This window comes from Segatella buccae ATCC 33574, assembly GCF_000184945.1.
Classification (GTDB): Bacteria; Bacteroidota; Bacteroidia; order Bacteroidales; family Bacteroidaceae; genus Prevotella; species Prevotella buccae.
Map to the genome: position 1 here is coordinate 2131186 of NZ_GL586311.1, position 26239 is coordinate 2157424.

The window sequence follows — 26239 nt, forward strand, 5'->3', positions numbered from 1 at the left end:
TGTTGGACATCACAATGACTGATATTGACAAACTTCGCTGGCGTTATGTAAAGCAAGGTCTTTTCTTGACGGTGAGCCTGGCACTATTGACATTGATCGTCATGCGAGTGTGGTTTTTGAATGAATTGCTTACACCGCTTATCGTGTCTGTTGCCTTTTCACTTATGGTCGAGAATATAGAGGCTTTACTTTGGAGGCGTGTAGCCAAGAAATCACCGGATGGCTTACCGACATTCTTCATGGCGGTTTCTGGGTTTCGTATGCTTTTGGCGATAGCGGTATTGTTTGTCTATTACCTCTTCTCGGAAAGGGGAGAGATGTATGTCTTCTTTTTGGTGTTCATCGCATTTTACCTCATGTTGCTGATTCATCACGCATTCTTCTTTGCCCTCAAGCGGAAAATATAACAAAGTGGGCTTTCACCGTATGTTAATAGAATAATAGATAATGAAACAGATAAAGTCGATACTTCTCCTGCTGATGGTTGCACTATTGCCTTTGCAGCTTTATGCAGACAATAAAGAGGAGGGCGAACTGAATATTCCCGAGATAGTGCTTGAGCATTTGTCCGATTCATACGAATGGCATATTGCATCTTACGAAGGTAGGCATCTCAGTCTTCCGTTGCCTATTATCGTGCGGAGTTCTGCTACTGGCGAGTGGCATTTCTGTACTGTTCATAGTTTGCCTCAGGGATTTTATTTTGATGGTGCTCATCATGGTAAGATATATGAGAGAATGTCTGACGGAAGTTGTGTCCGCCCACTTGATTTAAGCATTACCAAAGCTGTAGCACAAATATGGATTGTCGTGCTTGTTCTTATCACAGTATTCCTTTCATGTGCCCGTTGGTATAAGCGGCGAGACGAGACAAGCGAGGCCCCAAGTGGATTTGTCGGTGCAGTGGAAATGATTGTTATGACCATTCATGATGATGTCATCAAATCATCTGTGGGTGAAAGCCAATATCGGAAGTATGCTCCTTATCTGCTTACCGTGTTTTTCTTTATCCTCGCATGTAATCTGATCGGACTGATTCCCGTCTTTCCCGGAGGGGCTAATGTGACAGGCAATATCAATGTCACGTTGTTTTTAGCTCTGTGTACCATGATTGCGATCAATCTTTTCGGCAATAAGGAATATTGGAAGGATATATTTTGGCCGCACGTTCCGGTGTTCCTCAAGGTCCCCATACCACTAATGCCTGTCATAGAACTGTTTGGGGTATTCACAAAACCTTTTGCCTTGATGATTCGTCTTTTCGCCAATATGATGGCCGGTCATGCAGTTATATTGAGTTTCACATGTGTGATTTTTCTCGGTTGGTCAATTGGTGTAGGTTATGGTATCGGACTTAATGCTTTCAGCATCATCATGCTGCTTTTCATGAATTGCCTCGAACTCCTAGTCGCTTTCGTACAAGCTTATGTGTTCACGCTTCTTAGTGCAGTGTTCATCGGACTTGCTCATAAAGAGGAGGGAGCAGAATAGTTGGGTGAGTAAAAAGATGTTAGATGAGTCTGATTCATTATTTCAAAAAACAAGAATTTAAACAAATAAAATCAATAACGAATAAAATTTAGATTATGATGATTTCAACATTATTGGCTGCTGAAGGTCTGGCACAGCTGGGCTGCGGTCTCGGTGCAGGTATTGCAACTATCGGTGCAGGTTTGGGTATTGGTAAGATTGGCGGACAGGCCATGGATGCTATTGCACGCCAACCGGAAGCGTCCGGTAAGATTATGACCAACATGATCCTGACTTCTGCTTTTGTTGAAGGTTGTGCGCTTTTCGCCATAGCCGCTTGTGCATTTATCATTTAATAAGAAAGTAGCTAATGGAGAATTTGCCATCAATATTGACGCCTGACCTTGGCCTCTTGTTTTGGATGCTTTTGGCGTTTTTGGTGGTCTTTGGTGTACTTGCAAAATTTGGTTTTCCCGCCATCATCAATATGGTGGAGGAGCGCAAGAAGTATATTGACGAAAGTCTGCGCAAGGCACATGAGGCCTCAGAGCGTCTTGAGAATATCAAGCAGGAAGGTGAATCCATGTTGAAGGAGGCACGTGAGAAGCAGGCTCAAATAATGAAGGAGGCTGCCGGCACCCGCGACGCCATCGTTGAGAATGCGCAGGAAAAGGCACGCGAAGAGAGTGCCCGGCTTCTCTCTGATGCCAAGCGGCAGATCGAGAGCGAGAAGCAGAACGCCATTCGTGATATCCGTATGCAGGTGGCAGAGCTGAGTGTCCAGATAGCTGAAAAGATTCTTCGTGAGAAGTTGTCCTCCGATGACAAGCAAATGGATATGGTTGACCGGCTGCTGGATGAGGTTTCTGTAAAAAAGAATAAAGATTAACTTGTAAGCTATGGATTTAGGTGTAATATCAGTTCGATATGCCCGTGCCCTGCTTAAAAGTGCTATTGCTGAAAAGCAGGAATATGAGCTCTATCAAAGTATGCAGTCTTTGGCGGAGAGCTATGTCAATGTGCCTGAACTGAGATTTACGATAGACAATCCCATGCTATCTAAAGAAGCGAAGCAGACTGTGCTTGAAACAGCCTGCGGAAACAACGTGAATCAACTTACAAAGAGATTCATCGCGCTTGTTTTGAAAGAGGGAAGGGAGAAAGCCTTGCAATTCATGGCTGCATCGTATATTACTCTTTATAGGAAACATAACAATATCACCAGCAGCAGACTTGTCACCGCCTCTACAGTTGATACTGCAACAGAGCAGAAAGTGATACGATTGGTGGAGGACAACACGCAGGGGACTGTAGAGTTTCATGCTGAAGTGGATCCTGAGATCATTGGTGGGTTCATCTTGGAATACGATACATACCGCATGGATGCCAGTGTGAAGTCTAAACTTCGTCGTATCCTCACAGAACTTAAAAAATAAATAAAATGTCAGATAAAATAAAACCAAGCGAAGTGTCTGAGGTGTTGCTCCAGCAACTCCGACAAATCAATGGTGACGATCAGTTTGATGAAGTCGGTACAGTGCTTACCGTCAGCGATGGTGTAGCGCGTATTTATGGTCTTCGCAATGCAGAAGCCAATGAACTTCTTGAGTTTGAAAACGGCACCATGGCTATTGTGATGAACTTGGAGGAAGACAATGTCGGTTGCATTCTCCTCGGGCCTACAGCCGGAATCAAGGAGGGACAATCCGTAAAGCGCACCCATCGCATTGCTTCCATTCAGGTCAATGACAATTTCCTTGGCCGCGTGGTAAATCCATTGGGACAGGCTATTGACGGACTAGGCGATATTGATCTTACCGGCGCGTTTGAGATGCCCCTCGATCGTAAAGCCCCCGGCGTAATCTATCGTCAGCCGGTGAAGGAGCCACTCCAAACGGGATTGAAGGCTGTCGACTCGATGATACCTATCGGCCGTGGCCAGCGTGAGCTTATCATTGGTGACCGCCAGACCGGCAAGACGGCTATTGCGGTTGATGCCATTATCAATCAGAAGAGTTTCTATGAGGCCGGCAATCCGGTATATTGCATCTATGTGGCTATCGGCCAGAAGGCTTCGACTGTAGCCACACTCGTGCAGACATTGAAGGAGCATGGAGCGCTTCCTTATACCATCATCGTAAGTGCTACGGCTGCAGACCCTGCTGCCATGCAATATTACGCACCATTTGCCGGTGCTGCCATAGGGGAGTATTTCCGAGATCGCGGTCTGTCGGCTCTTGTTGTTTATGATGACTTGAGCAAACAGGCTGTGGCTTATCGTGAAGTGTCTTTGATTCTCCGTCGTCCTTCCGGTCGTGAGGCCTATCCCGGTGATGTGTTCTATCTTCATTCCCGCTTGTTGGAACGAGCTGCCCGCATCAACGACCAGCAGGAAGTGGCAGAGCAGATGAACGATTTGCCCGAGTGCATGAAAGGTCATGTGCGTGGTGGTGGCTCTCTTACGGCGCTTCCAATCATTGAGACACAGGCCGGTGATGTTTCTGCGTATATTCCCACGAATGTCATTTCCATTACCGACGGGCAGATTTATTTGGAAACCAATCTTTTCAACCAAGGTTTCCGTCCTGCCATCAATGTCGGCATCTCTGTATCCCGTGTGGGTGGTTCCGCACAAATCAAGAGCATGAAGAAGGTTGCAGGCACATTGAAGATCGACCAAGCTCAATATCGTGAACTTGAGGCGTTCTCCAAGTTCTCAAGTGATATGGATGCCGTGACGGCCATGACCCTTGATCGTGGCCGCAAGAACAATCAGTTGCTTATTCAACCTCAATATTCACCGATGCCCGTAGGAGAGCAGATTGCGATTCTCTATTGTGGCGTGCATGGGTTGATGCACGATGTTCCCGTGGATAAAGTGCGAGAATGTCAGTCGCAGTTCTTGGACACCATGCGTTCCACCCATCAAAATGCACTTGATGTTTTAGGAGGCGGAGGGCTGACTGATGAGGTCATCAAGGTCATCGAAGATACAATGGCCAACGTTGTCGGACAGTTCAAATCATGATTATCTCCCGGTTTGCTAATCATAAATAAATATTATGCCATCATTAAAAGAGATTAAGACGCGTATCTCCAGTGTCAACAGCACTCGTAAGATTACGAGTGCCATGAAGATGGTTGCTTCGAGTAAGCTTCATCATGCACAAGTTGCCATTCAGAATATGTTGCCATACGAAACTTTGTTGGAGCATATCCTGAAGAGTTTTCTTGTGTCGACACCTGATGCACAGAGTCCGTTGGAGATGTCTCATCCTGAGATCAAACGTGTTGCATTGGTCGTTTTTAGTTCCAACAGCTCGCTCTGTGGCGGATTCAATGCCAATATTCTGAAGATGATGCAGCAGGCTATTGATGATTACAAGGCTCAAGGCGTTGGAGAAATTGTGGTATATCCTATTGGTCGCAAGGTGGCTGAGAAGGTCCAGAAACTCGGCTTGAAATCGGGAGGCGACTTTGTGGAACTGGCCGATAAGCCCAATTCTGCCCAATGTGCTGCCATAGCAAGGGAACTTGAAGAAAAGTTTCTTTCTGGTGAACTTGACAAAGTAGACTTGATTTACCACCATTTCAAGAGTGCCGGAACTCAAATATTGACCAGTAAGACTTTTCTTCCGATCGATCTTTCAACAGAAACTCTTGGAGCGGAAAATGACAGGGATCTGACTTCCAATGTCACTACAGCCAAGGCTCAGGAATATCTTCGCAAGAAACAAGCACGACAGGGAAAAGGGGTTAAAGAGGCGGTTCCGCTTAATGACAACTTTATTGTTGAGCCAGATATGGAGACCGTACTGCAATCGCTTATCCCCAAGCTGTTGCACCACATGGTCTACACGGCATTGCTTGATAGTCAGGCAAGCGAACATGCGGCACGTATGGTGGCTATGCAAACAGCTACCGACAATGCGAACGAATTGTTGCGCGACTTGAACTTGCAGTATAACAAGAGTCGCCAGCAGGCCATTACAAACGAATTGCTTGATATAGTCGGTGGCTCTGTCAATAACTGACCAATAGCCTTTCCCTGTCAGAGAAGTTTAAGTACACAAATAAAAAATCCCGATAGGTTTTGCCTATCGGGATTTTTGTATATTGTGGTTCGTTTCATTATTCCGTTTGCCAAATCAATAGTTATCGTCATCGGCTACATCTTCTGCCTCAAGGCTGAGGTCTTCGGGATTGGTGTCAAAGGTGGTTCTGTAGCTTTCCTCCGTGAGTTTGTCTTCGTCGAAAGCATCATCCTCTTCGTCCACATCATTGTAGTGATCTTCTATCTCGGGAACATCTTCATCGTCATCCTCTTGTTCTGCCAGCTCGTCAAGCTGATCAAGTTCATCCTCGTCATCAAACTTGATCTTTGTCTTCTCTACTTCAGGCTTTTCTTTGGCAAAGATGGCTTCAACCCATGTGCCTTTAGGCACTTCCAACACCTCGAATCCATCATCCACCTTTTTCTGGTAGAGTCCTCCGGCCTTATGGAGTCTGTCTTTCGGAAGCGTTGTGGTGCTGATGTCAAAGCCACTCGTAATAATGTCTTGTAAACTTTGGCTTAGGCTGTCCCAGCCTCCACCGAAGTTGCGTTCGAGCACTTCGATGAGTTTGCGTGCGGATATGTGGTGGATGTTCTCGTAGGTGAGGTCGGTTACCCGCATGATGGGACGTTTCTTAATCGCCCATTTATCTTTGTTGGCATCATCGATCTTAAAAGAACCAATTTTAAAACCGCGTTCTTCATATTTTTTAATGACCTCAGGCTTATCGATTTTTACGATTTCCAAATCAAAAGCACTCTTAATAACGTCCATGTAATGACGTTGGTTATCTTTCAAATCAGCGTCTTTCTCTGCCGCTTCCCACATTCGGAAGATGTCGTTTTCCTGAACATCCCAAATATTGCTCTTATTCAATGTCTTAAGAGTTAATGATTTTTCTTTCTTCATATATAGCTTGTATGTTATTTCCTCGTTGTTGCAAAAGTAAATAACAAATTCTAAATTCGCAAACTTTTGCATGAAAAAATTCATCGGAAACTCCTTTTTTTATATCTTTGCACGCATGGAAAAGTTATTTGAGAAATTGCTCTTTATCGTGCTGTTTTTTAGCTCCTCTTCTTTAAAAGGACAGGTGGACGGTTCCGATGCACATGTGCATCTTCGCGATTCATTGGCCAAGGCAACAGAGATGTTGGCTTACAATCCGGACAGCATAGACTTGCGGTTGAAGAAAGTGGCATGGAATATCGAACTCGAACAATGGGATTATGCCAAAGACGATTTGGACAAGGTGCTTTTCCTGAATCCAACAAATGTTGCGGGCCTCTTTTATCGTGCTTTTGTCAATGAGAAGCTGCATCGTTTTAAGTTTGCCCGACTTGATTATACCAATTTGCTAACCCTCGTTCCCGGTAACTTGGAAGCCCAATTAGGTTTGGCCCTGCTCAATCAGAAAGACGGGCGTCTCACGGAAGCCTATGATGGAATAAACTCATTGGTGGAGCAGTTTCCCGATAGTGCCATTGTCTATGCTGCCCGTGCAGGTATAGAGAAAGAACGGAATATGCCGGAGTTGGCAGAATATGATTTCTCCAAGGCATTGGAACTTGACGCGGATAATGTCGACTATCTGCTTAACCATTGTGACTTGTTGATTTTGCTTGGCAGAAAAGAGTCGGCTCTTTCAGATATCAACAGACTGGTTGCGCTTGGCGTCTCGCGCTCGTCGCTACGTAGTTTGTTGGACAGAATTAAGTCGCTTAAATGACAGAGCATTTATTTACCGGTAGTGTTGGTATAGCTCTAAGCACGTAGTGAATCTGTCAGCATAATGTTGCCGAACGGCTGTGTGCCCATTGTGAATGGTGTCTTTAGACTTATGGGAAATGGCATCAAGCCTATTTGGTAGTGGTGCATAGCCCTTGCACGCCCCGTGCGGAGGCCTTGCACCATCCGTTCGACAATCATGCGCGGCGCGTGCAAAAGCTCCGCACCATTCCGATGATGTGCATTCGGTGATGTTATTATTATGGCATGAGTTGTCGGACAAAGCCTCGATATCTCGCCAAGTTTTTCCGAAGGTGGGATCTGTTTGTTTCGAAGAGGCTGGAGTCTGCCTCTCGGATCCCTTTTCCCATTTCCGGTTGCAAGGTTTGAGGGAGAAAGGTTTTTGCATTGACCATCTACCTTCTTTATGGTATTTTTGTCCTCTTTGATGATTTTTATGGGGTTCCAATTCTTGTTTTATGATGTTATTAACTATTTTTGCACCTCATAACGCGTGTGCATTGGCATTTTGCGATTAGTGATAATTAAAGTTTTCATCAATTGACCGCCCTGAATAGAATGGGCGAAATTAAATTTAGCATCAAAATATGAAAGATCAGATCATTACCTTGCTGTCATTTGCAGCAAACTTAAAGGGCTTGGGACTCAAGCTCATCCGTATTGCCATCCTTGTTGTGTTTGTATGGATTGGCGGTCTTAAATTCACTCATTATGAGGCCGACGGTATTGTGCCTTTTGTGGCTAACAGTCCTTTCATGAGTTTCTTCTATGCCAAAGAGGCTCCGGAATATAAAGACTACAAGAACAAAGAGGGCGAATTGGTGCCCAAAAACAGGGCGTGGCACGAGACCAACCGCACCTATGTATTCTCGTATGGCCTTGGCATTCTCATCATGAGTATTGGAATCTTGGTGTTCTTGGGCATCTTTACTCCCAAAATCGGTATATTTGGAGACCTTTTGGCGATAATCATGACCATTGGCACTCTGTCGTTTCTTGTCACAACGCCCGAATGCTGGGTACCGGATCTAGGAAGTGGCGAACATGGATTTCCACTATTGTCCGGAGCCGGACGGCTGGTCATCAAGGATACGGTCATCTTGGCCGGGGCCGTGACATTGTTGTCCGATTCCGCCCGGCGGCTGCTGGAGCAGTTGAAAACGCGTAATTAGATTTGGGCAAGCAAAAGAAAAAGGACCAAACGGGATTGGAAAATCCTCCCGTTTGGTCCTTTTGTTTTAAGGTAAAGATGGCATTATGAGTTCTCCAGCCAGTCATCCAATATCATCCTTGCGATGCTCAGTTTCTCGGGAATAGTAGGCAAATGGTCTTTGGTGAACCATGCGCCTTTGTTCAGTTCCTCCCTCTGCAAGCGCACTTCGCCACTTTCGTAGTCGGCATTGAAGCCCACCATGAGCCCGCAAGGATAGGGCCATGGCTGCGAACCAAAATATCTGATGTTCTTGATTGTAAGGCCCGTTTCCTCCATCACCTCTCGCCTCACCGCTTCCTCAAGGTTTTCTCCGGTCTCTACAAATCCCGCTACGAGTCCATAAAAGTCTCCTTTGAAGTTGCGGGCATGAACCAATAGCACCTCTTCACCTCTATGAATGAGCACAATGATTGCGGTAGCCAGTTGTGGCCACACCTCTTTTCCGCAGTTGGTGCATCGTTTGGAGATGTCGGTCTTCATCTCCATTGGTGCCCCGCACACCCCACAATATTGCGTGTTTCGGTCCCAATAAAGGAGCTCGTGGCATTTCCCGGCCTTGAGATATAGGATTTCCGAAAGTCGGTAGAAGGATGCTCTTAACCCGCACATTTGATACCGGGCGTCATTTGTGACGGGAGTGTCTATATAGAGTGTGCTGACCGGTGTCCCGTCATCCAATGGCGCGACAGACATAACATGGATGGAACTTTTTAATTCTACAGGTGCTTCTTCCGAATAGGGTATGGAGTAGGTATCGTCCGGTAGTCTCTCTAGCAGTAAGTCCATGCCGCAGAATACAAACCAAAGTCTTTTCATTTTTCAGTCCCTTCCGTTATTGTTGTTTGGAGTGGGGGAAAAGCAGTTTGCGGTCGCGCTCGATGGCCTGTTTGGTCCATGCTTCAGGAACGAACCGCCAGTTGTTGTGTGCCTGCGGGTTCATGACCTTTGCTTTTTCTATTTCCTTTGTCAGATAGTAGCGTTGATCCCTTTCGCTTTCAAAGACAATGCGTTTGGGCAACTCCTCCTTTGCAATTCCGGCCCCCTTGGTCAAAAGTTCTCCTCCACCGTTTCCCCGATAGCTGTTCATGGCCACCCGATAGGTCTTTTTGAGATCAAACGGTTCGCCGTTGCTCATCCTGAGGATATGCACTTTCTGTCCGTCGGGTTTGGTGACATCCACTTCATAGTCAATGCCCGCTGCGCTGTCGAAATTGAAGGCAAGGTTCTTGAATCCGAACCGCTGTTTGTCTTTGCGTGCTTCTTCGTTGAGGAGCATGATGTGGTCGTCCGGTGACTTCATGGTGTTTACCCATAGGTCATAGCTCATTTCCAGATGCTTGCGGATTTCATCTCCCGTCATTTTCAGCACGTATATCTGGTTTTCGTATTTGTAGAGATTGAACATGTCGCTTATATGTACGTCACCTGCCGGAATCGCTGTGTCAAAACTCAAGGGGGCGTTGAAGGAAACGTCTGCCCCTGTGATACTTAGTTGCAGGTCGTGTATGAAGTCGGTGAAGGCGGCACTGCCAAAATAGCAGTCACGCGTATATATCGCATTTTGGAACCGTCCTATTTTGCGATCGACAAACCTCCTGACCTCTTTCACCTCCTTGTCGAAGTGCTTCACAAAGGCCTTATCCACCTTCTCACCTCTGATGTCCACCAGCTTTCCATTGACCTTGGTGTGTGTGCCTTTGCTGTCCCGGCTAATAGTTATTTGTGTATCACTTACAAACAGCGCGTTGCATGAGGGATCCAAGCACACAACATCTTTCCCGGCCACGTTGCGTATCACGTCGCTGTGCAATGTGTGGTCGTGCCCATACAGCACTAAATCAAAGCCTGGAACTTCCCGTGCCACCTTGATAGACGCATCTTCATCGTATTGTTCTGTGTGTATTCCCCCATCTTTACCGCTGTGGAACAGCCCTATGACAATATCCGGTTTTTCGTCTCGTTGGATGATGGCCATCCATTTTTTTGCGCAAGAGACCATTTCTTCAAATCTGAGCCCACTCCATAGACTCTTGTTCAGCCAGTTAGGTATGGCAGGGGTCAGCATGCCGAGTACGGCTATTTTGACACCTGCACGATTGAATATGGCGTATGGTTTAAGGTAAGGAGTGTTGGTGTGTGTGTGTGTCACGTTTGCCCCCAGCATCGGACATTTCGTTTCCTTTATCCACTTGTCATAGACGGCATGCCCGGTTTCCACGTCATGGTTTCCGATGGTCTGGGCATCATATTTCATATAGTTGATGACACTTGCGGCGATGTTGGGTTGCTGTGGATTCACGAAGTTGCTGTAATAGCAGGTCGGTTGTCCTTGTAGGATATCGCCGTTGTCCAATAGCAGTAAACGGTCTCCATAGATATTCCTCAAAGAGTCTACATAGGTTATAACTCGGGCCATTGTACCTTCTTTCGGCTTCCGTTCAATGAAGTCGTAAGGAAAAAAACAACCGTGAACATCGCTCGTCTGTATGATTCTCAGTTCAATGTTTTGTTGTGTAGTTGCCATAGATTGAAAAGGGAGTGCTGCCATGAGCACCAACATGATTTTCTTCATAAGTTGATATTTTATATCCGCAAAGTTACTATTTTTTACGGATATCGGCACACTTTTTGTTGTCTTTTTTAATGCAGACAGTTGTAATGCAAAAGAGTAAAATTCTTAAAAAGGTGTTGTTATGGCATTTATTGACTATTATAAAATTTTAGGCGTTAGCAAAGATATTCCGCAAAAGGACATACGGTCAGCTTATCGTAAGCGGGCCAAGCAGTTTCATCCCGATTTGCATCCCAATGATCCGAAGGCAAAGGCTAAGTTTCAGGCCCTGAATGAGGCTTACGATGTGCTTTCTGATCCACAGAAACGCGCACAGTATGACAAATATGGCGAACAATGGCGCAATGCCGAAGCCTTTGGACAGAGTGGGGCTCACGGTGGTTCTGGTGGAGGAAATCCTTTTGAAGGATTCGATTTCAGCACTTTTAGCAGTGGTGGCGGTGGTTTCTCCAGTTTCTTCCAAGATCTTTTCGGAGGTGGATCCGGTGGCTTCAGCAGGTTCGGTGCAAGAGGACAGGGAACAGCCGGCTTTGGTGGAGGCGAGGATTCATGCGATACAGAGGCTTCGGTGAATATTGATATGTACACGGCTTTGCTTGGTGGAGAGGTCGTAATCCAGCTCTCTACCGGAACAAAATTGAAACTGAAGGTGAAACCTTACACACAAAATGGAACGAAAGTTCGTTTGCGGGGCAAAGGTAGGCCTCGTGTGGGTGGAGGAAGCGGTGACCTGATACTTACATACCACGTCAATCTGCCTACTCATTTGTCCGAGCGGCAACAAGAACTCTTACGCCAAATGCAAAACGCTTAAAGTCGTGAGCCGGCCGACCTGCGTTTCGTGTGAGATGTCCTTTTTGCTTATGGGCTTATTTTGAATGAAGCGAGAAAATATCGTATGCAAAATTTGGCAGAATAAAATAAAAGTTTTATCTTTGCAATCGCAAAAGCACGACAGGGTGTCTTAACCGAGCGGTTAGGTAACGGTCTGCAAAACCGTGTAGAGCGGTTCGACTCCGCTAGACACCTCTAAAGAGTGGTTCGTCATTATGACGGGCCACTCTTTTGGGATTCCTCAAATCGGAATTTAACTGAGCCAGAGTATGTTAAAAACACAACAATGTTATAACTGGGCCAAGACATGGTCACACACATTCACTTAATCTACACCAAACACTCATCTTGTCTATAAGAAAAGGCAACAAATATTTGCTGCCTTTTCTTTATAGTGATTAAGATTTTTACACCTTATGAATACCAAATGGACGAAATCAGTTGAATCCTGTCACGATCTGATTCTTCATTGTACACATTTTCGTATTCGAGGTTCTGAGCCTCAAACTCGAATTCATTTCTCTGTTTCATAGTCCGTCCTCCATTGATTAAGTATATAGTTGATAGCCCTGTACCGCAAAAATAAACAAAAAGCACGAATCTTGTTGTCATGAATTGCGAAAATGTCACGGATTTAACATTATTTACTTATAATGTTATCACTGGTAAATGAGGAAAGTGAGATGGAGTGATATTGGACAGAAGGTGCAGAGTTGCTTGATTTTTTTCTATACTTCAGCAGAGTTTTTACAAATATTATTCGTAATATTGCATTCGTTGGCCGTTCGTGTTCTGCTACCATCGGTGTTTCTGATGAGAATATGGATATGGCAGAATAGTGAAAATAGAAAGTTGAAATATGTATGAAGAAAATTGTATGGAGCATTGTGGTGGCTTTGTTGACGGTGAGGGCTGGGGCCTTTGAATTGAAAAGTGGACAGACGGTGACCGTAAGTTGCGATACAGGGCGGACAGAGCCGGTGGTGAAATCGGCACTGCGAATGCTGACCGGCGACATGGCAAAGGTGTTGTCGGCGAAGGTCTGTATCGGGAAAGAGGGAAGCATCATTGTCCGCCAGGATGGGCGGGCGCTGAACAACCGTAAGGAGGCATTTCGGTTGCAGGTTTCGGGCGACACCCTTCGTATCACGGGCAGCGATGCCCACGGGGTGGCATACGGCCTGTTGGAGGTCTCCCGGCTGTTGGGCGTCTCTCCGTGGGAATGGTGGGCCGATGCCACTCCGGCAAAATTGTCGGCCTTTAAACTTCCCGATGGGTATGTCAATGAACAGGCTCCGGATGTGGAGTTTCGCGGAATCTTCATCAATGACGAAGACTGGGGGCTGATGCCGTGGGCGAGTCAGACTTACGAACCGTGGGTGAAGGGACGCATAGGCCCGAAGACCAATGCTCGGATATTTGAATTGTTGCTACGTCTGCGGGCTAACACCTATTGGCCTGCCATGCACGAGTGCACGCAACCGTTCTTCCTGACGGAAGGCAACCGAGAGACGGCCAAGGAATACGGCATTTACATCGGTGGTTCCCATTGCGAACCGATGGCTTCGAGTACGGCCGGTGAATGGCCGCGACGCGGTGTGGGCGAATACAACTATGTGACCAACCGTGACAACGTATGCCACTTTTGGGAAAGCAGGGTGAGGGAGGTGGCCGGACAGCCGACGCTCTATACCATCGGAATGCGAGGCCTGCACGATGGAGCCATGAACGGGGCCAAGACAATCGGTGAACAGAAAACGGTCTTAGAACGGGTGTTTGTCGACCAGCGGCAACTGTTGGGCCGGTATGTGAACAGAGATGTGACGAAAGTCCCACAAGTCTTCATCCCCTATAAGGAGGTGCTTGATGTGTATAATGCCGGTTTGCAGGTGCCCGAAGATGTGTGCCTGATGTGGTGCGACGACAACTATGGCTACATCCGCCACTTCCCGACCGAGACCGAACAGCGGCGCAAGGGCGGCAACGGTATCTACTATCATGTGAGCTATTGGGGCCGCCCCCACGACTACCTGTGGCTGGGCACGTTTTCGCCCGCCTTGCTCTACCAACAGATGACGACGGCCTACGACCGCGGCATCAGGAAGATATGGATATTGAATGTGGGCGACATCAAGCCTTGTGAGTATCAGACAGAACTCTTTATGGACATGGCATGGAGCATGGAGGCGGTCCGCCGGCAGGGCCCCAGCGCCCATCTCGGCAGTTTTCTGCGGCGGGAGTTCGGCGACAAGGCCGGTGCGCAGCTGCTGCCTGTGATGTGGGAGCACTACCGGTTAGCCTATATCCGCAAGCCGGAGTTTATGGGAGGTACGCGTACGGAGGAGCCTGACCGCACCTATTGGAACACCGTGCGTGATCTGCCGTGGAGCAACGACTATATCACCCGCCGGCTGTCCGACTATCAAACCATAGAGAATGCCGCAGAAGCGTTGGCCGGAGAAATCAGGGAAGACGCACGGGACGAATATTTCCAGTTGGTGAAATATCCCGTTCTGGCAGCGGCCGAGATGAACAAAAAGATGCTCTATGCCCAGCAGGCACGGCACGGGTTGTGCGGATGGGAGAAAAGCGATGCTGCCCACGACAGCATCGTCCGACTGACACAAGCCTACAATGCGCTGCGTGGCGGGAAATGGCAGCGCATGATGGACTGTCAACCGCGGCGTTTGCCAGTGTTCAATCCGGTGGCACACACCCGTGCCGAAACTCCGATGCCGCAAGAGCGCGCTTATCTCTATCGGTGGAACGGCAGCGAATGCGCAGGAGGCGATTTCACCCTATGCGAGGGATTGGGCTATGAAGGGAAAGCCGTGCAGGTAGGGAAGGGAAAGTCCGTCTTGTTCTCTTTCCACGCGACAGGCATCGATTCGGTATCGGTCGAAGTCAGTCTGTTGCCCGTCCACCCGTTAACAGGAAAGTCCATCCGTTTTCGCCTCTCGTTGGATGGCACGGAATCGCCCGTCACCGACTATGCGACGCAGGGTCGCAGCGAGGAGTGGAAGACGAATGTGCTGTGCAACCGGGCTGTCCGCCGCTTCATTCTGCCACTCAAACGACAGGCTGCGCACCAACTGATACTTACCGCACTTGACGATGGAGTGGTTATCGATGAGGTGATGTTAGGTGACAGGTGATGGTTGTTAGATGTTAGGTGATAATGATATGACTTCTTGCTGTATAGGGAGATATGAGTCTTGGTTGATTTGATGGGTAGAACATAATAGCAACCGGGGCAGCACTTCCCATGAAGTGCTGCCCCGGTTGTGTGATAAGTGGTGTGATAACAATGGTTAATCGGCCATCAGCTTACGGTAGCGGCCTTTCTTGATTTCGTCTCCGAGACCCAACCGGCGGGCCTTGTTGATTTCGTAGTCGGAGTAGCCACCCTCGAAGAAGAACACCTCGCCGTTGCCTTCAAAAGCTAAAATGTGGGTGCAGATGCGGTCGAGGAACCAGCGGTCGTGGCTGATGACTACGGCACAGCCGGCAAACGACTCCAGACCTTCTTCCAAAGCACGCAGCGTGTTCACATCGATGTCGTTGGTGGGCTCGTCGAGCAACAATACATTGCCCTCCTGTTTCAAGGATAGGGCCAACTGCAGCCGGTTGCGCTCACCACCCGAAAGCACCCCACAGAGTTTGCTCTGGTCAGTGCCCGAAAAGTTGAAGCGCGAAAGATAGGCCCTTGCGTTGATGTCGCGTCCGCCCATGCGCATCAGTTCGTTACCCTCCGACACCACATCGTAGACGCTCTTTTGGGCATCAATGCTCGCATGTTGCTGATCCATGTAGGCCACTTTTACAGTTTCACCCAGTTCAAACGAACCGCTGTCGGGCTGCTCCAATCCCATGATGAGTCGGAAGAGAGTGGTCTTGCCAGCCCCGTTGGGGCCTATTACGCCCACAATGCCATTGGGTGGTAAGGCAAAGTTGAGGTCATTGAAGAGTATCTTGTCGCCGTATGCTTTTTTCACATGAGTAGCTTCAATCACCTTGTTGCCCAACCGCGGGCCGTTGGGAATGAATATTTCCAATTTCTCCTCGCGTGCCTTTTGCTCCTCTCCAAGCATCTGCTCGTAGGAGTTGAGGCGCGCCTTGCCTTTGGCCTGTCGCGCCTTCGGAGCCATGCGCACCCAGTCGAGCTCTCGCTCCAGCGTCTTGCGTCGCTTCGAGGCCGTCTTTTCCTCCTGCTCCATACGTTTAGTCTTCTGCTCCAGCCACGATGAGTAGTTGCCTTTCCAAGGGATGCCTTCGCCGCGATCCAGTTCAAGAATCCACTCGCTCACGTCGTCAAGGAAATAGCGGTCGTGAGTCACGGCAATCACCGTGCCCTCATACTGCTGCAAGTGCTGTTCGAGCCAGTCTATACTCTCGGCGTCGAGATGGTTGGTAGGCTCGTCGAGCAACAGTACATCGGGCTTCTGTAACAGCAGTCTGCACAGTGCCACCCGACGCCGCTCACCCCCTGAGAGATGCGTCACCGACCGGTCTCCCTCCGGACATCGCAGAGCCGCCATGGCCCTTTCGAGCTTCGAGTCCATGTTCCATGCATCGGTAGCGTCGATGATGTTTTGCACTTCGGCTTGCCGCTGCATCAGTTTATCCATTTTGTCGGCATCGCTGTAATATTCTTCCAGTCCGAATTTCACGTTGATTTCATCATATTCATGCAATGCGTCGTAGACATGTTTCACCCCTTCCTGCACGTTTTCTTTCACAGTCTTTGTCTCGTCGAGTGGCGGGTCTTGCGGCAGATAGCCCACGCTGTAGCCCGGACTCCACACCACATCACCGCGTGTGGGCTGTTCCAGTCCGGCGATGATCTTCATCAGCGTAGACTTTCCGCTTCCATTCAGACCTATGATACCGATCTTGGCACCATAGAAGAAAGAGAGATAAATGTCCTTGAGTATTTGTTTTTGGTTTTGTGGGATGATTTTCGACACGCCCACCATCGAGAAAATAACTTTCTTGTCGTCAACTGTTGCCATTGGTTTGAATAATGGTTTAGGGTTAAAAAAAATCAACGAACCGGCATACCGGCATACTGCCGCCGACCCATTTCAAGCGCAAAGATACGACATTTTCTTGAGAAAACAAAAAAGTTTTCTTTGCCTATCGGATGCTTGTCGGAAACTGACATAAATCATAGGCGATACTATCTGTTCAGAGTGTCGCTCCTTCTTCTCCCGCAGCCCCCTTCTTTGTTCAGAAAGTATATTATAGTCAGAAGCATTAAAAGTTTCAAAGGACCCCCGATACTACTATTTGAACTCTATTGTTTGGATAAACATTTGTAGTATCAGCACATCGCCATTCGGCCAAAACGAGAAAGCAAAAGATGCACTTTTAAAGCCCACTTAGGCCGAATGACATCTCATTTCAGAGTGAGAAAGCCTAATATGCCCCATGGAGGGTGTTGGCAACGTTACTGGTGGCGTAGAAACACATGATGGAAGAAAATCGTTGAGTGTGGTAATATCTCATTTTCTAAATGCCCTAAGAACCTTCTTTTTGTCCCTTTAAGGAGCTGTTTTAGGGGTGTTAGAACATTTTTTAGGATAATTATGCACGCAAGTAAAAACTTTTTGCTATATTTGCATCTGTCAATCAACATAAAAGCCGTATGAAAAACTTGAAACTCGAGATAGAATACCGATTTTGCCAACTCGACGAGTTGGACGGTCAGGAACAGGAACTGGTACAGAAAGCTATTTCCGCTACAGCCAACAGTTATGCCAATTACAGCCACTTCCACGTGGGAGCGGCCCTGCTTTTTGATAATGGAAAGATGATGATAGGTGCTAATCAGGAGAATGCGGCCTTCCCATCAAGTCTCTGTGCAGAGCGTTCGGCCATCTTTGCCGCTCAGTCGCAATGCCCCGAACAAGCCATAACAGCCATTGCCATAGCGGCCAAGAACAACAAAGGTCTGCTTGAAGACCCCATCACGCCTTGTGGAGCTTGCCGACAGGTAATGCTTGAGGTGGAAGACAGATATAAACACCCCGTCAGAGTCTTCCTTTATGGCACACGGGGTATCTATTGTTTCGATTCGGTGAAAGACTTGATGCCATTCAGTTTTGTTGATGCCAACATGCGCTGAACGGCCTCATACAGCATCTTGCGGCTAACGGTATGTGCCGAAGTAGTGGAAGATGCCACGATTTTTGTCGCTGTGGTGTCGGCAACTTCGGCCGATAGAGAAGGAATTGTAGGTTGTGGAATGTGCTTTTCACAACCGGCAATCATATTGTTTATTTGTACCAACCGGGCCCGTTCTTCCGGTCGATAGTAGGTATAATAATGGGCAGCCTGCTTATAATTGTCGCAGGCTTTTTGCCAATCCTCGGCAAACATGTGGCAAAAGCCCAGCCGATAGAAAGCATCCGCTTTCTCATTTTCATAGCACAAGTTAAGCATTTTCTCATAGAGCGGTATGGCTTCATCGTATCGCCCGAGCAAGAAGTGGCTCTCGGCATTGCTCCAATAGTAAAACGAACGCTCATGAGGGGAGAAAGCCGAAAGCTGCGGAATGGCTTTGTCGAGGTATTGGATGGCTTCGGCATAGTTCCATTCATAATAGTGACATACACCAAGATAGGCCAAATAACGTGGATTGAGCGTGTATTGCTTGTTCAAGCGATCCAAGATGAGCAATGCCTCATGGTATTTAGCCGAAGAAAAATACTCGATAGCACGCCCCAACTGTTCGACATCCTGTGAGCGTTGGGCGAACAACCTGCAGGCCGGAAACAACGCCATGAGCAGGAAAAGAAATGAAAGCAGACGCTTACTCAAGGTGATTATCTGGTGTAGAAGTCAATCAATCGGTGGATTGCCTGCTGGCATACGGGGCAGAACTCCGGATATTGGTTGGTACGCATACGACAGTCTTGCATACCGCGATACACACCTTTAAGACTGTAGCCTGCCCCTTCATATACACCCACCTTATTCTTATACTTGCCCGTTGCAGGAGTGGGAACGGGAGTCTTCTTGTCTATGAGGTTTTCCCATTTACCTTTAAAATCAGCAAGTGTCGTCAAGTTCGGTTCCCACGGTTCCACATTGTGAGGATACATCGGTATCTGTTCGGCCTCGTAGGCATATTCATCGCCCAATCCTGCAAACGAGTGACCGAATTCATGCACCACTACCGGACGGAACCAAGGATTGTCGGTCATGGAGAGATTATAAGAATTGAGAATGCCACCTCCACCATATTCAGCCGTGTTCACCAACACAATGATGTGTTCGTATGGCGTTCCGGCTAACTTGTCGTGCAGGTCTTTGAGGTGGAGTGTAGTGAGATAGCGATTACTGTAAAATGTATCGAAATTCGAATGTAGTGCCGTATTCTTCCATATCCCTTTCGACGGCTCACTGGGTCCTGACTCCTCAGAGGGAGACATCACTGCCACCACATTGAAACGGTCGCGGGTCGCCTTGAAAGGTTCGTGTTCGAAGAGCGCGTCGGTAGCCCGACGGGCATCACCGACAAACTTGTCCATCTCTTCCGGCCGGTAGCCTTCGGCTACAAAAGCAATGTGTATGCAGTGCGAAGTGTCGGCAGACTGCTGCAATGTGCGGTAGGGAGTGGGATGGTTTCCCACTTTCCGTATCAGTATGTCGGTGGGCACAACTTGGTGTGTGAGTGAAGTCACCACACGGCGGCGGTTGTCCATCAACTTGAGTGTTACATCTACCGTGTCTTTGGGCATGGGCACAAGAAATACGTTCTCAAACGACCTGTTTGTGGTTTCAGCCTCGGGATAGGATAGCCACTCTTGGAATAGGGTAGAGAACGAATTACGATAAATAACCTTTCCGGAGCGGTGATCGCACACGATAATTTGTCCGTTTCCCTCTACAGGCACTTCTCCCAATCGCCGGCTCTTGCCATACCATCCGTTCATCTTCTTAAGCTCATCCACGGCAATGAGTTGATGGTCTTTGTTACCTGCAAAAATGTAGTCGATGCGCAATGTGTTGTGCTCGAAATATTCTTCAAATGACTGGGCGGAAGCATGGAAAGTCAATACCGAAACAAAGACGGTCAGAACAATTTTTATCATATTCTTTGTATTTTGAAACGTATTTCAAGTGTGGTGGGCAAGTGTGTAACATCCCGTCTACCTCACCCGAAGTATTGCTCCGGGACGTATCTGATAGTCGGGCGAGAGCTCGTTGAGCTTATAGAGACTCTTGAGCCGCATACCGTATTTTTGGGAAATGGAGTACATGCTTTCCCCTGGCTGTACGACATGTGGCCGGTTCTTGAACTGCTTAGGAGCCTTTTTACGTTTCTTCTTCAAGAACACAATATCCCCTCTAACCAGTCTGTCATACTTATCGCGCTCATTATAACGGGCCAGTTTGCGATAGCTAATGTCCACTTCCTTACCTATACTGCGGAACGTGTCGCCATCGCGCGCCAGCAGATAGTAATTGTCATTGAATATATGGATAGGATGGAGCGTCCCCCTTCGGTTCACCGGTTTGTCGGTACCACTGTGTGAGGCCATGAAGCGGTCATAGCTCGTGGCGCGGTCGAATTCATAAAGCCTATACAGTTCGATAATCTCAATCAGTTTGTTGGCATAATTGGGATTGGTGGCATAGCCGCAAGCCTTCAGTCCGTAGGCCCAGCCGCGATAGTCGGTGAGTGAAAGTTGGAAGAGTCGGCTGTAACGCGTCTGCCGGGCCAAGAACTTGCTGTGGTCTTCATAGCTCTGCTTGGCATCGGCATACACCCGGAAACATTCCCCCCTTTCGTCATCATCGTGATATTGTGTGGGCCCTGTCCAGTCGTGGCACTTGATGCCGAAGTGGTTGTTTCCCTGTCTCACGAGGTCACTTCGTCCCGCCCCGCTCTCAAGAAGTCCCTGTGCCAGCGTGATACTGGCAGGAATACGATAACGGAGCATCTCCTCAATGGCCAGATCCTTATATTGGTAAATGTATGTTTGATAGGCCTCATTCCACCTCATCTGGGCCGAAGCCGCCATGACGGTCATGGAAAGAAAGCAGAAAAAAAGTATTTTCTTCATTCAGGATATAAAACGAATATTCGAGTGACAAAATTAGCAATATTTCTCCAATAAAGATAGCGTTTAACGCATTTTTGCAATCCGCGTCCTTTAAAAATGCTAAAATCAATCAGTTGGGAGTGGCTGTCAGCAGGTTTATTGTTATATTTGCAGTATCAATAGACATGCGTTCGCAATGGAAGAAAAACGACGATTACTAATAGCTTTGGGAAGCAATTTCAGTCAGCAGAGCAATATGAACAAGGCCGAAGGCTTGCTGCGCCACTTTTTTGGCGGTATCGTATTCACCCCGACCGTATGGACAGACCCAATCGACAATCCCCTTCCAGACAAATATCTCAATCGGTTGGCCACGACTATGACACATCAGAGTTTGGCTGCTGTGGAACGAATACTAAAGGAAATAGAGCGGGAGTGCGGTCGTATGGAAGTTGACAGCAAGCAAGGAGTGGTGAGTATGGATATTGATATACTGCTCTATGGTGACACACGATATCATGAGTGTGATTGGCAGCGGCCTTATATCCACACATTGCTCGCCCTGCTGAAGGAGGAGCAAGCGCATCCCCATGATTGAAAAATCCTGCAAACGACCATCTGTGGGATGCTCTTTGAAGAAATAAAGGGCTACACGGCGGTAGCGGCCCAAGTAATGTTGAAGTGGGAGGTTTCCTGATAACAGTTGTCAAACTATTTGTCCGTTTTCAGACTCTCTGCTTGCAATATTTGCGACAAGCAACTCCGCTCTGTGCATACAGGCGAATTTGGCGACATTTTTAAAGTGCTGACAATCAGCTACCTGAATTTTATTGACACCGATTTGATCCCAAAAACGGGCCTGAAAGGGCCCCACCGAGCTGGTAAAAGGGCCACAGTTGCAGCGCAACTGTGGCCCTTTCACATCCCAACTGTGGCTCTTTTGCGAGTCCGGAGGGCCCGAACGAGAATGTCAGCAAGTTTTTTCAGTGGTTTAAAGCCTACTTTTCATTCTGGCTGGAGAGTTCCGGCGGAGGTGATTTTGTTAATATTATTCTTCATGCCCGAGCTCTTGCAGAATTGACAATCCCCGTCTCAATACAGACCGAAGGCGAAATGATAGAGCGAGGATATGCCGTAACCCGCTATTGTTGCCACTACCACATGTACCAGTCCGGGGAGCATGAATGAGTGGTTGAGCAGGTATTTGCCAATCACGGTAGTGCCTGATCGGTCGAAATTTACCGTCGCAATGTCCGAAGGATGGCTGGCTTTTTGAAGAGCTGTTGCCATGTTGGCGCACACGGGAGAAAAAGTTTTAATTGATTATTTTGTTGTTCCCAAAATTCTGCCTACCTTTGCACTGATAAGACTATATGTAAAAAGCGGCAAGACGCATGTCTGAAACATGCATCCGGCCATCTGTCTTGGATGATTACCGCTTTCCACATAATTATATATGATAATATAAAGGTAATAAAAAATAAGTTTATGTCAGTTCAAGTGGTATTTATCCTGTTTATTGCAGTCGCACTCACAGGATGGGCTGTAGCCGAATTAAAGACCCGCATGTTTACTTTCACCCATTCGGAAGAGGAAGCAGAAGAAAGTGCTATCATTGAGGCCGAGAAGCGGAAAAACGACTATCGGGAGATGAATTTGAAGGATCTTCTGGCACACAACAGCACCAAAGGCTATCAGGCAGTCTGAATGAAAAATCATTTTACGTCTGCTCTGCATGTCCTGGTAGTTGTAGTGTTGGTTGTTGCAAGCCTCGTTGCGTGTGGAGGTGGCAACTCCTATGAGGAGCGCCGGCGCATGGGAAAAGCCGAACGGGCTCGTCTCGACAGCATCAACCGCGCCGCCTTCAAGGTGGCGGTGATGCCTACGCTTGACTGTCTGCCGCTTTTCGTGGCCCGCGAGGCAGGAATCTTCGATACACTTGGCGTGTCGGTGAGACTTCGTATGTTCCGCGCGCAGATGGATTGTGACACGGCTGTTATCGGTGGAAGCGTGGAAGGCACTGTGACCGACCTTGTACGGGCCGAGCGTCTGCAACGCCAAGGCATCTCCTTGCGCTATCCTATAGCCACAGATGCCTATTGGCAGCTCATCACCAACCGTCTCGCTCGTATCAAAGAACTGAAACAGTTGAGCGACAAGATGATAGCCATCACTCGCTACTCGGCCACTGAGGCTTTGGCCACGATGGCAATAGATAGTGTAAAACCCAAATATGATGTCTACCGCGTTCAGATAAACGACCTTGATGTGCGTCTCCACATGTTGCTCAACAATGAGATGGATGCCATGTTGCTCCCCGAACCACAGGCCACCACGGCCCGTACGATGGGGCATCCCGTGCTCATGGACAGCCGCGACAAGCAACTGCGTTTCGGTGTGTTCGCTTTTCGGAGCCGTGAACTCACCCAGCCTCGTCGGCGTGACCAACTCAACCGCTTCATCAAAGGCTACAACATGGCTGTAGACAGCATCAATAAAAACGGCCTGCAACACTATGCTGCGCTTGTTGGCAAATATTGCAATGCCAACGAAAAGACTCTCAAGGCTTTGCCTGTCCTGCGCTTCCGGCACGCCGCTGCGCCTCGGGAGCGCGACATTCTGATAGCCCGCAAATACTTATAAATTTCACCCCATGCCCATAACTTCTCAAAACTTGGATGAAATCCATCATAAGATATCTCATCACAAATTAAATGATGCTATTCGGCTGATGCGTAACCGTCGTGACGAATGCTCCTGGCTGCGCGACAACGGCAATCTTGATGCACTCGAACGTGACTATCGGCTCATGCTCGACTATATGATGAAAGGGGTGCGCGACGAGAAACGCGACGAAGTGTTTGCCAAGTTTGTCGGCCGTGCTTTCCGTTGTTTGGGCGATATGACGATGCGCCATCTCTGCCACGACAACTCTGTCTATCGTAGTTTGGCATTGCTTACCGAGCGCGAACAACTGAGTGTTGAGACCATGCGCGAACGTTTGGAAACCTTTGTGGGGGAGCGTACCATGCTCACACTGCTTCCTGAAGAACAGAAAGCCGTCCGCTCGACTGAAATATACCGTCAGCACCACGAGCTGATGAAAGCCGTGTTTGCCACATTGGTGGTAGCTCCGCAGTGGAGCAATGCCGAAAGGGAGGCTTTTCTGGAGCTGCTGCTTTCACCGACAGTAGAGAGTATGGACGCACAAGTGATGACGAGTGCCATTACGCTTTCGTGCATGGCAGTCTACGATATCAACAAATGGCGGTTACTGGTAGAACTCTACCGTCGGTCGACCGACCTCCAAGTGCGGCAACGTGCGCTTGTGGGATGGGCTTTCACCTTATATTCCAATAGGGTAGATTTTCCTGCCGGCCAGGCGATTGTCGATGAGCTTACATCCAGTTCCGAGGTGTGTCGCGAGTTGCTCGAACTGCAAATACAGGTATTCTACTGCCAAGATGCAGAGAAAGACACCCGTACCATCCAACGTGATATCATGCCCGATCTTGTGAAAAACAGCCATCTCAACATCACCCGGTTTGGAATCACAGAGAAGGAAGATGACACGCTCAACGACATTCTGCATCCCGAGGCCGAGGAAAAAGCCATGGAAGACATGGAGAAACATTTCCATCGGATGCTTGACATGCAGAAGCAGGGGAGCGATATCTACTTTGGCGGCTTTTCGCAAATGAAGAAGTTCGGCTTTTTCTACACCATGATGAATTGGTTTGTACCATTCTATCAGGAACATCCCGATCTCGCCCATGTGAGCGACAAAATCAAAGACAAAGGATTTTTCCGCACCATGCTCACGGCCTCTCCCTTTTGCGATAGCGACAAATATTCCTTTGTGCTGGCCATGGTCAATGTCTACGATAAAATGCCCGACAGCGTGAAAGAAATGCTTGATGGTGATGCCATGTTTGTCGGTCATGAATCTGTGCATCCCGAAGATGCTGCCCGCCCGGCTTTTGTACGTTTGATGTATCTGCAAGACCTTTACCGTTTCTTTCGTCTTTACAACCAACATAATGAGCTATCCAATCCTTTTGATAGCCGTTATGACGGTGTCGGCCCCTCGTTCTTTTTCATGAATGCGGCCTTCAAGGGTACGGCTATTGACGATAAAAAGGGAGATTTGGCCCATTTCCTTTTGAAACGCGAACGCTTTGAGGAATTTGACAATTTGCTTTCCACTTATGGGAGCGACACAGACAAGAACTACCAGCTGCTTTGTGCGAGTGGCGCGTTGCGTTGTGAGGACTATGCCTCGGCTATTGTCTGTCTGCGCCGCGCGCTCAATGTGGATCCCACTGACACCAAGGCCCTGCGGCTATTGGGCAAGGCCCTGCTCATGGAAGGCGACAATACCGGTGCCGCTACCGTTTATAACCAACTGTTGCTTTTATTGGAAACGCCTCCCGGTCGCGGTCTGCTACTCAATTACTCTATAGCCCGCCTCAAGAGTGGGGAAGTGGAGCAGGCCATGAAAGACATTTTCCGTTTGGAATATGAATACCCAAATGATGCCGATGTAAGGCGCGTATTGGCTTGGGGCTATCTTTTACAGGGCAAAACCGCCGAAGCCATCGCAGAATATGGCAAACTCGAGTCCCCGATACCCGGCGATCATCTCAACTGTGGATACTGCCATTGGTTGGACAACAATATTCAGGAGGCTGTCAGACTGTTCCGCAGTTATGCAGAGGAATGCGGCCTTCACCATTTGGAACGGGAATTCAAACAAGATTTTCCTTACTTGAAAAAGCTCGGCATTGTGGAGACAGATTGCGAACTTATGCTCGAATTGGTGGACGCAGATTGATTTCACCAGTTTTCTTTTACTATTCCGGATAGCATCATAGAGATCATACGTAGAAGGATATTGACTCGGCTTAAAGTTTTACTTCAAACAGAAGGGGTTGAATGCAGTGCTAATCAAGCATTCCACCCCTTTTTAAATTCAGTATTAGGACGAAAAGACGGGGGCGGGAAAAAGGGCTTTCCTGAACTTCCAAGTATGGTTAAAAACTCCGCCTCTCCCCAATGAAGGGGAGAGGTGTGCCAGTCTTTGTGCGGAGAATATGTGGCACAAAACCCTGAGTTGTGTTATTATCTCGTCTTTTTTAAGCGATATACTGTTAGATGTGTTGATAAGGTTTTGTTGCTGCGAGACTCTTACAAGTCTTCATGTTGTTTGCTGTAAGTTTCACGGTACACGATTGAAATATTTTTGTCTGTTGGTGATAATGTTATTCGGCTTTCGCTTTCTTGGAAGCAAAGT

23 protein-coding genes, 1 tRNA gene and 1 pseudogene are annotated in these 26239 nt (G+C 47.9%); 17 read left to right on the forward strand and 8 right to left on the reverse strand.

What is annotated here, in order from left to right; all coding sequences use genetic code 11:
• Positions 1 to 14: 14 nt before the first annotated feature.
• From HMPREF6485_RS08295 to HMPREF6485_RS08325, 7 genes are all read left to right on the forward strand, one after another.
• A complete protein-coding gene (locus tag HMPREF6485_RS08295; protein WP_231294224.1) occupies positions 15 to 407 on the forward strand; it encodes a hypothetical protein in 393 nt (130 codons plus the stop codon).
• A 40-nt stretch (positions 408 to 447) separates the two neighbouring features.
• Positions 448 to 1491: a F0F1 ATP synthase subunit A gene (atpB, locus tag HMPREF6485_RS08300; protein WP_004345937.1), complete on the forward strand. Its 1044-nt coding sequence runs from the start codon at positions 448 to 450 to the stop codon at positions 1489 to 1491.
• Between the two features lie 95 nt (positions 1492 to 1586).
• Positions 1587 to 1826, forward strand: coding sequence for an ATP synthase F0 subunit C (gene atpE, locus HMPREF6485_RS08305; protein WP_004340808.1), 240 nt, complete (start codon positions 1587 to 1589; stop codon positions 1824 to 1826).
• Positions 1827 to 1840: 14 nt separating this feature from the next.
• Complete coding sequence (atpF, locus tag HMPREF6485_RS08310) at positions 1841 to 2359, forward strand: F0F1 ATP synthase subunit B (RefSeq protein WP_004345939.1); 519 nt, start codon at positions 1841 to 1843, stop codon at positions 2357 to 2359.
• 10 nt (positions 2360 to 2369) lie between these two features.
• Positions 2370 to 2906, forward strand: coding sequence for a F0F1 ATP synthase subunit delta (locus tag HMPREF6485_RS08315; RefSeq protein WP_004340814.1), 537 nt, complete (start codon positions 2370 to 2372; stop codon positions 2904 to 2906).
• Positions 2907 to 2911: 5 nt separating this feature from the next.
• Positions 2912 to 4498 (forward strand): F0F1 ATP synthase subunit alpha, encoded by a 1587-nt coding sequence (gene atpA, locus HMPREF6485_RS08320; protein ID WP_004340818.1) that lies wholly within the window; start codon positions 2912 to 2914, stop codon positions 4496 to 4498.
• 34 nt (positions 4499 to 4532) lie between these two features.
• Positions 4533 to 5504, forward strand: coding sequence for a F0F1 ATP synthase subunit gamma (locus HMPREF6485_RS08325; RefSeq protein ID WP_004340819.1), 972 nt, complete (start codon positions 4533 to 4535; stop codon positions 5502 to 5504).
• Between the two features lie 114 nt (positions 5505 to 5618).
• On the opposite strand, the gene HMPREF6485_RS08330 is transcribed toward HMPREF6485_RS08325, so the two are convergent.
• A complete protein-coding gene (locus HMPREF6485_RS08330; RefSeq protein ID WP_007412052.1) occupies positions 5619 to 6434 on the reverse strand; it encodes a hypothetical protein in 816 nt (271 codons plus the stop codon).
• A 70-nt stretch (positions 6435 to 6504) separates the two neighbouring features.
• Between HMPREF6485_RS08330 and HMPREF6485_RS08335 the strand changes: the two genes are divergently transcribed.
• Together HMPREF6485_RS08335 and HMPREF6485_RS08340 are read left to right on the forward strand one after the other, a co-directional pair.
• Positions 6505 to 7254: a tetratricopeptide repeat protein gene (locus HMPREF6485_RS08335; RefSeq protein WP_004345942.1), complete on the forward strand. Its 750-nt coding sequence runs from the start codon at positions 6505 to 6507 to the stop codon at positions 7252 to 7254.
• A 607-nt stretch (positions 7255 to 7861) separates the two neighbouring features.
• Positions 7862 to 8446, forward strand: a complete 585-nt coding sequence (locus HMPREF6485_RS08340; protein ID WP_004345943.1) for a DUF417 family protein — start codon at positions 7862 to 7864, stop codon at positions 8444 to 8446.
• 83 nt (positions 8447 to 8529) lie between these two features.
• Here the strand turns inward: HMPREF6485_RS08340 and nudC are convergent, their stop codons facing one another.
• Both nudC and HMPREF6485_RS08350 read right to left on the reverse strand, forming a co-directional pair.
• A complete protein-coding gene (gene nudC / locus HMPREF6485_RS08345; protein ID WP_004345944.1) occupies positions 8530 to 9303 on the reverse strand; it encodes an NAD(+) diphosphatase in 774 nt (257 codons plus the stop codon).
• A 16-nt stretch (positions 9304 to 9319) separates the two neighbouring features.
• Positions 9320 to 11059 (reverse strand): bifunctional metallophosphatase/5'-nucleotidase, encoded by a 1740-nt coding sequence (locus tag HMPREF6485_RS08350; RefSeq protein ID WP_044125971.1) that lies wholly within the window; start codon positions 11057 to 11059, stop codon positions 9320 to 9322.
• A 121-nt stretch (positions 11060 to 11180) separates the two neighbouring features.
• Here HMPREF6485_RS08350 and HMPREF6485_RS08355 point away from each other — a divergent pair, with 121 nt between their 5' ends.
• The 3 genes from HMPREF6485_RS08355 (at position 11181) to HMPREF6485_RS08365 (ending at position 15048) form a co-directional block, all read left to right on the forward strand.
• Positions 11181 to 11873: a J domain-containing protein gene (locus HMPREF6485_RS08355; RefSeq protein ID WP_004345947.1), complete on the forward strand. Its 693-nt coding sequence runs from the start codon at positions 11181 to 11183 to the stop codon at positions 11871 to 11873.
• Between the two features lie 144 nt (positions 11874 to 12017).
• A tRNA-Cys gene (locus HMPREF6485_RS08360) sits at positions 12018 to 12088 on the forward strand.
• A gap of 668 nt (positions 12089 to 12756) precedes the next feature.
• Positions 12757 to 15048 (forward strand): glycosyl hydrolase 115 family protein, encoded by a 2292-nt coding sequence (locus tag HMPREF6485_RS08365; protein WP_004345949.1) that lies wholly within the window; start codon positions 12757 to 12759, stop codon positions 15046 to 15048.
• Positions 15049 to 15204: 156 nt separating this feature from the next.
• Here the strand turns inward: HMPREF6485_RS08365 and ettA are convergent, their stop codons facing one another.
• Positions 15205 to 16905 (reverse strand): energy-dependent translational throttle protein EttA, encoded by a 1701-nt coding sequence (gene ettA / locus HMPREF6485_RS08370; protein ID WP_004345951.1) that lies wholly within the window; start codon positions 16903 to 16905, stop codon positions 15205 to 15207.
• Positions 16906 to 17540: 635 nt separating this feature from the next.
• Here ettA and cdd point away from each other — a divergent pair.
• A complete protein-coding gene (gene cdd / locus HMPREF6485_RS08375; protein ID WP_004345953.1) occupies positions 17541 to 18020 on the forward strand; it encodes a cytidine deaminase in 480 nt (159 codons plus the stop codon).
• Here the strand turns inward: cdd and HMPREF6485_RS13630 are convergent.
• From HMPREF6485_RS13630 to HMPREF6485_RS08390, 3 genes are read right to left on the reverse strand one after another with little or no spacing between them, the layout of a single operon-like run.
• A complete protein-coding gene (locus HMPREF6485_RS13630) occupies positions 17957 to 18715 on the reverse strand; it encodes a tetratricopeptide repeat protein (protein ID WP_004345954.1) in 759 nt (252 codons plus the stop codon). The genes cdd and HMPREF6485_RS13630 overlap by 64 nt on opposite strands.
• Before the next feature lie 5 nt (positions 18716 to 18720).
• Positions 18721 to 19992, reverse strand: coding sequence for a M64 family metallopeptidase (locus tag HMPREF6485_RS08385; protein ID WP_004345957.1), 1272 nt, complete (start codon positions 19990 to 19992; stop codon positions 18721 to 18723).
• A 57-nt stretch (positions 19993 to 20049) separates the two neighbouring features.
• The gene (locus HMPREF6485_RS08390) at positions 20050 to 20967 is read right to left on the reverse strand and encodes a glucosaminidase domain-containing protein (RefSeq protein WP_004345959.1); all 918 of its coding nucleotides are present in this window, start codon (positions 20965 to 20967) and stop codon (positions 20050 to 20052) included.
• 175 nt (positions 20968 to 21142) lie between these two features.
• On the opposite strand from HMPREF6485_RS08390, the gene HMPREF6485_RS08395 reads away from it, so the two are divergent.
• On the forward strand, positions 21143 to 21544 hold the full coding sequence (locus tag HMPREF6485_RS08395) for a 2-amino-4-hydroxy-6-hydroxymethyldihydropteridine diphosphokinase (RefSeq protein WP_004340854.1): 402 nt from the start codon (positions 21143 to 21145) through the stop codon (positions 21542 to 21544).
• A 494-nt stretch (positions 21545 to 22038) separates the two neighbouring features.
• Here the strand turns inward: HMPREF6485_RS08395 and HMPREF6485_RS08405 are convergent.
• A pseudogene (locus tag HMPREF6485_RS08405) lies at positions 22039 to 22194 on the reverse strand (anaerobic C4-dicarboxylate transporter); the annotation flags it as partial.
• Between the two features lie 240 nt (positions 22195 to 22434).
• On the opposite strand from HMPREF6485_RS08405, the gene HMPREF6485_RS08410 reads away from it, so the two are divergent.
• From HMPREF6485_RS08410 to HMPREF6485_RS08420, 3 genes are all read left to right on the forward strand, one after another.
• Positions 22435 to 22653, forward strand: a complete 219-nt coding sequence (locus HMPREF6485_RS08410) for a hypothetical protein (protein ID WP_044126362.1) — start codon at positions 22435 to 22437, stop codon at positions 22651 to 22653.
• A complete protein-coding gene (locus HMPREF6485_RS08415) occupies positions 22654 to 23589 on the forward strand; it encodes an ABC transporter substrate-binding protein (RefSeq protein ID WP_004345963.1) in 936 nt (311 codons plus the stop codon).
• 88 nt (positions 23590 to 23677) lie between these two features.
• A complete protein-coding gene (locus HMPREF6485_RS08420; protein ID WP_044125976.1) occupies positions 23678 to 25780 on the forward strand; it encodes a tetratricopeptide repeat protein in 2103 nt (700 codons plus the stop codon).
• The last annotated feature ends 459 nt before the right edge of the window (positions 25781 to 26239 follow it).

Bases quoted from the DNA above. Each gene is read 5' to 3' on its own strand.
- HMPREF6485_RS08295 (WP_231294224.1), top strand. From the start codon at position 15: ATGACTGATATTGACAAACTTCGCTGGCGTTATGTAAAGCAAGGTCTT.
- atpB (WP_004345937.1), top strand. From the start codon at position 448: ATGAAACAGATAAAGTCGATACTTCTCCTGCTGATGGTTGCACTATTG.
- atpE (WP_004340808.1), top strand. From the start codon at position 1,587: ATGATGATTTCAACATTATTGGCTGCTGAAGGTCTGGCACAGCTGGGC.
- atpF (WP_004345939.1), top strand. From the start codon at position 1,841: ATGGAGAATTTGCCATCAATATTGACGCCTGACCTTGGCCTCTTGTTT.
- HMPREF6485_RS08315 (WP_004340814.1), top strand. From the start codon at position 2,370: ATGGATTTAGGTGTAATATCAGTTCGATATGCCCGTGCCCTGCTTAAA.
- atpA (WP_004340818.1), top strand. From the start codon at position 2,912: ATGTCAGATAAAATAAAACCAAGCGAAGTGTCTGAGGTGTTGCTCCAG.
- HMPREF6485_RS08325 (WP_004340819.1), top strand. From the start codon at position 4,533: ATGCCATCATTAAAAGAGATTAAGACGCGTATCTCCAGTGTCAACAGC.
- HMPREF6485_RS08330 (WP_007412052.1), bottom strand. From the start codon at position 6,434: ATGAAGAAAGAAAAATCATTAACTCTTAAGACATTGAATAAGAGCAAT.
- HMPREF6485_RS08335 (WP_004345942.1), top strand. From the start codon at position 6,505: ATGAAAAAATTCATCGGAAACTCCTTTTTTTATATCTTTGCACGCATG.
- HMPREF6485_RS08340 (WP_004345943.1), top strand. From the start codon at position 7,862: ATGAAAGATCAGATCATTACCTTGCTGTCATTTGCAGCAAACTTAAAG.
- nudC (WP_004345944.1), bottom strand. From the start codon at position 9,303: ATGAAAAGACTTTGGTTTGTATTCTGCGGCATGGACTTACTGCTAGAG.
- HMPREF6485_RS08350 (WP_044125971.1), bottom strand. From the start codon at position 11,059: ATGAAGAAAATCATGTTGGTGCTCATGGCAGCACTCCCTTTTCAATCT.
- HMPREF6485_RS08355 (WP_004345947.1), top strand. From the start codon at position 11,181: ATGGCATTTATTGACTATTATAAAATTTTAGGCGTTAGCAAAGATATT.
- HMPREF6485_RS08365 (WP_004345949.1), top strand. From the start codon at position 12,757: ATGAAGAAAATTGTATGGAGCATTGTGGTGGCTTTGTTGACGGTGAGG.
- ettA (WP_004345951.1), bottom strand. From the start codon at position 16,905: ATGGCAACAGTTGACGACAAGAAAGTTATTTTCTCGATGGTGGGCGTG.
- cdd (WP_004345953.1), top strand. From the start codon at position 17,541: ATGAAAAACTTGAAACTCGAGATAGAATACCGATTTTGCCAACTCGAC.
- HMPREF6485_RS08385 (WP_004345957.1), bottom strand. From the start codon at position 19,992: ATGATAAAAATTGTTCTGACCGTCTTTGTTTCGGTATTGACTTTCCAT.
- HMPREF6485_RS08390 (WP_004345959.1), bottom strand. From the start codon at position 20,967: ATGAAGAAAATACTTTTTTTCTGCTTTCTTTCCATGACCGTCATGGCG.
- HMPREF6485_RS08395 (WP_004340854.1), top strand. From the start codon at position 21,143: ATGGAAGAAAAACGACGATTACTAATAGCTTTGGGAAGCAATTTCAGT.
- HMPREF6485_RS08410 (WP_044126362.1), top strand. From the start codon at position 22,435: ATGTCAGTTCAAGTGGTATTTATCCTGTTTATTGCAGTCGCACTCACA.
- HMPREF6485_RS08415 (WP_004345963.1), top strand. From the start codon at position 22,654: ATGAAAAATCATTTTACGTCTGCTCTGCATGTCCTGGTAGTTGTAGTG.
- HMPREF6485_RS08420 (WP_044125976.1), top strand. From the start codon at position 23,678: ATGCGTAACCGTCGTGACGAATGCTCCTGGCTGCGCGACAACGGCAAT.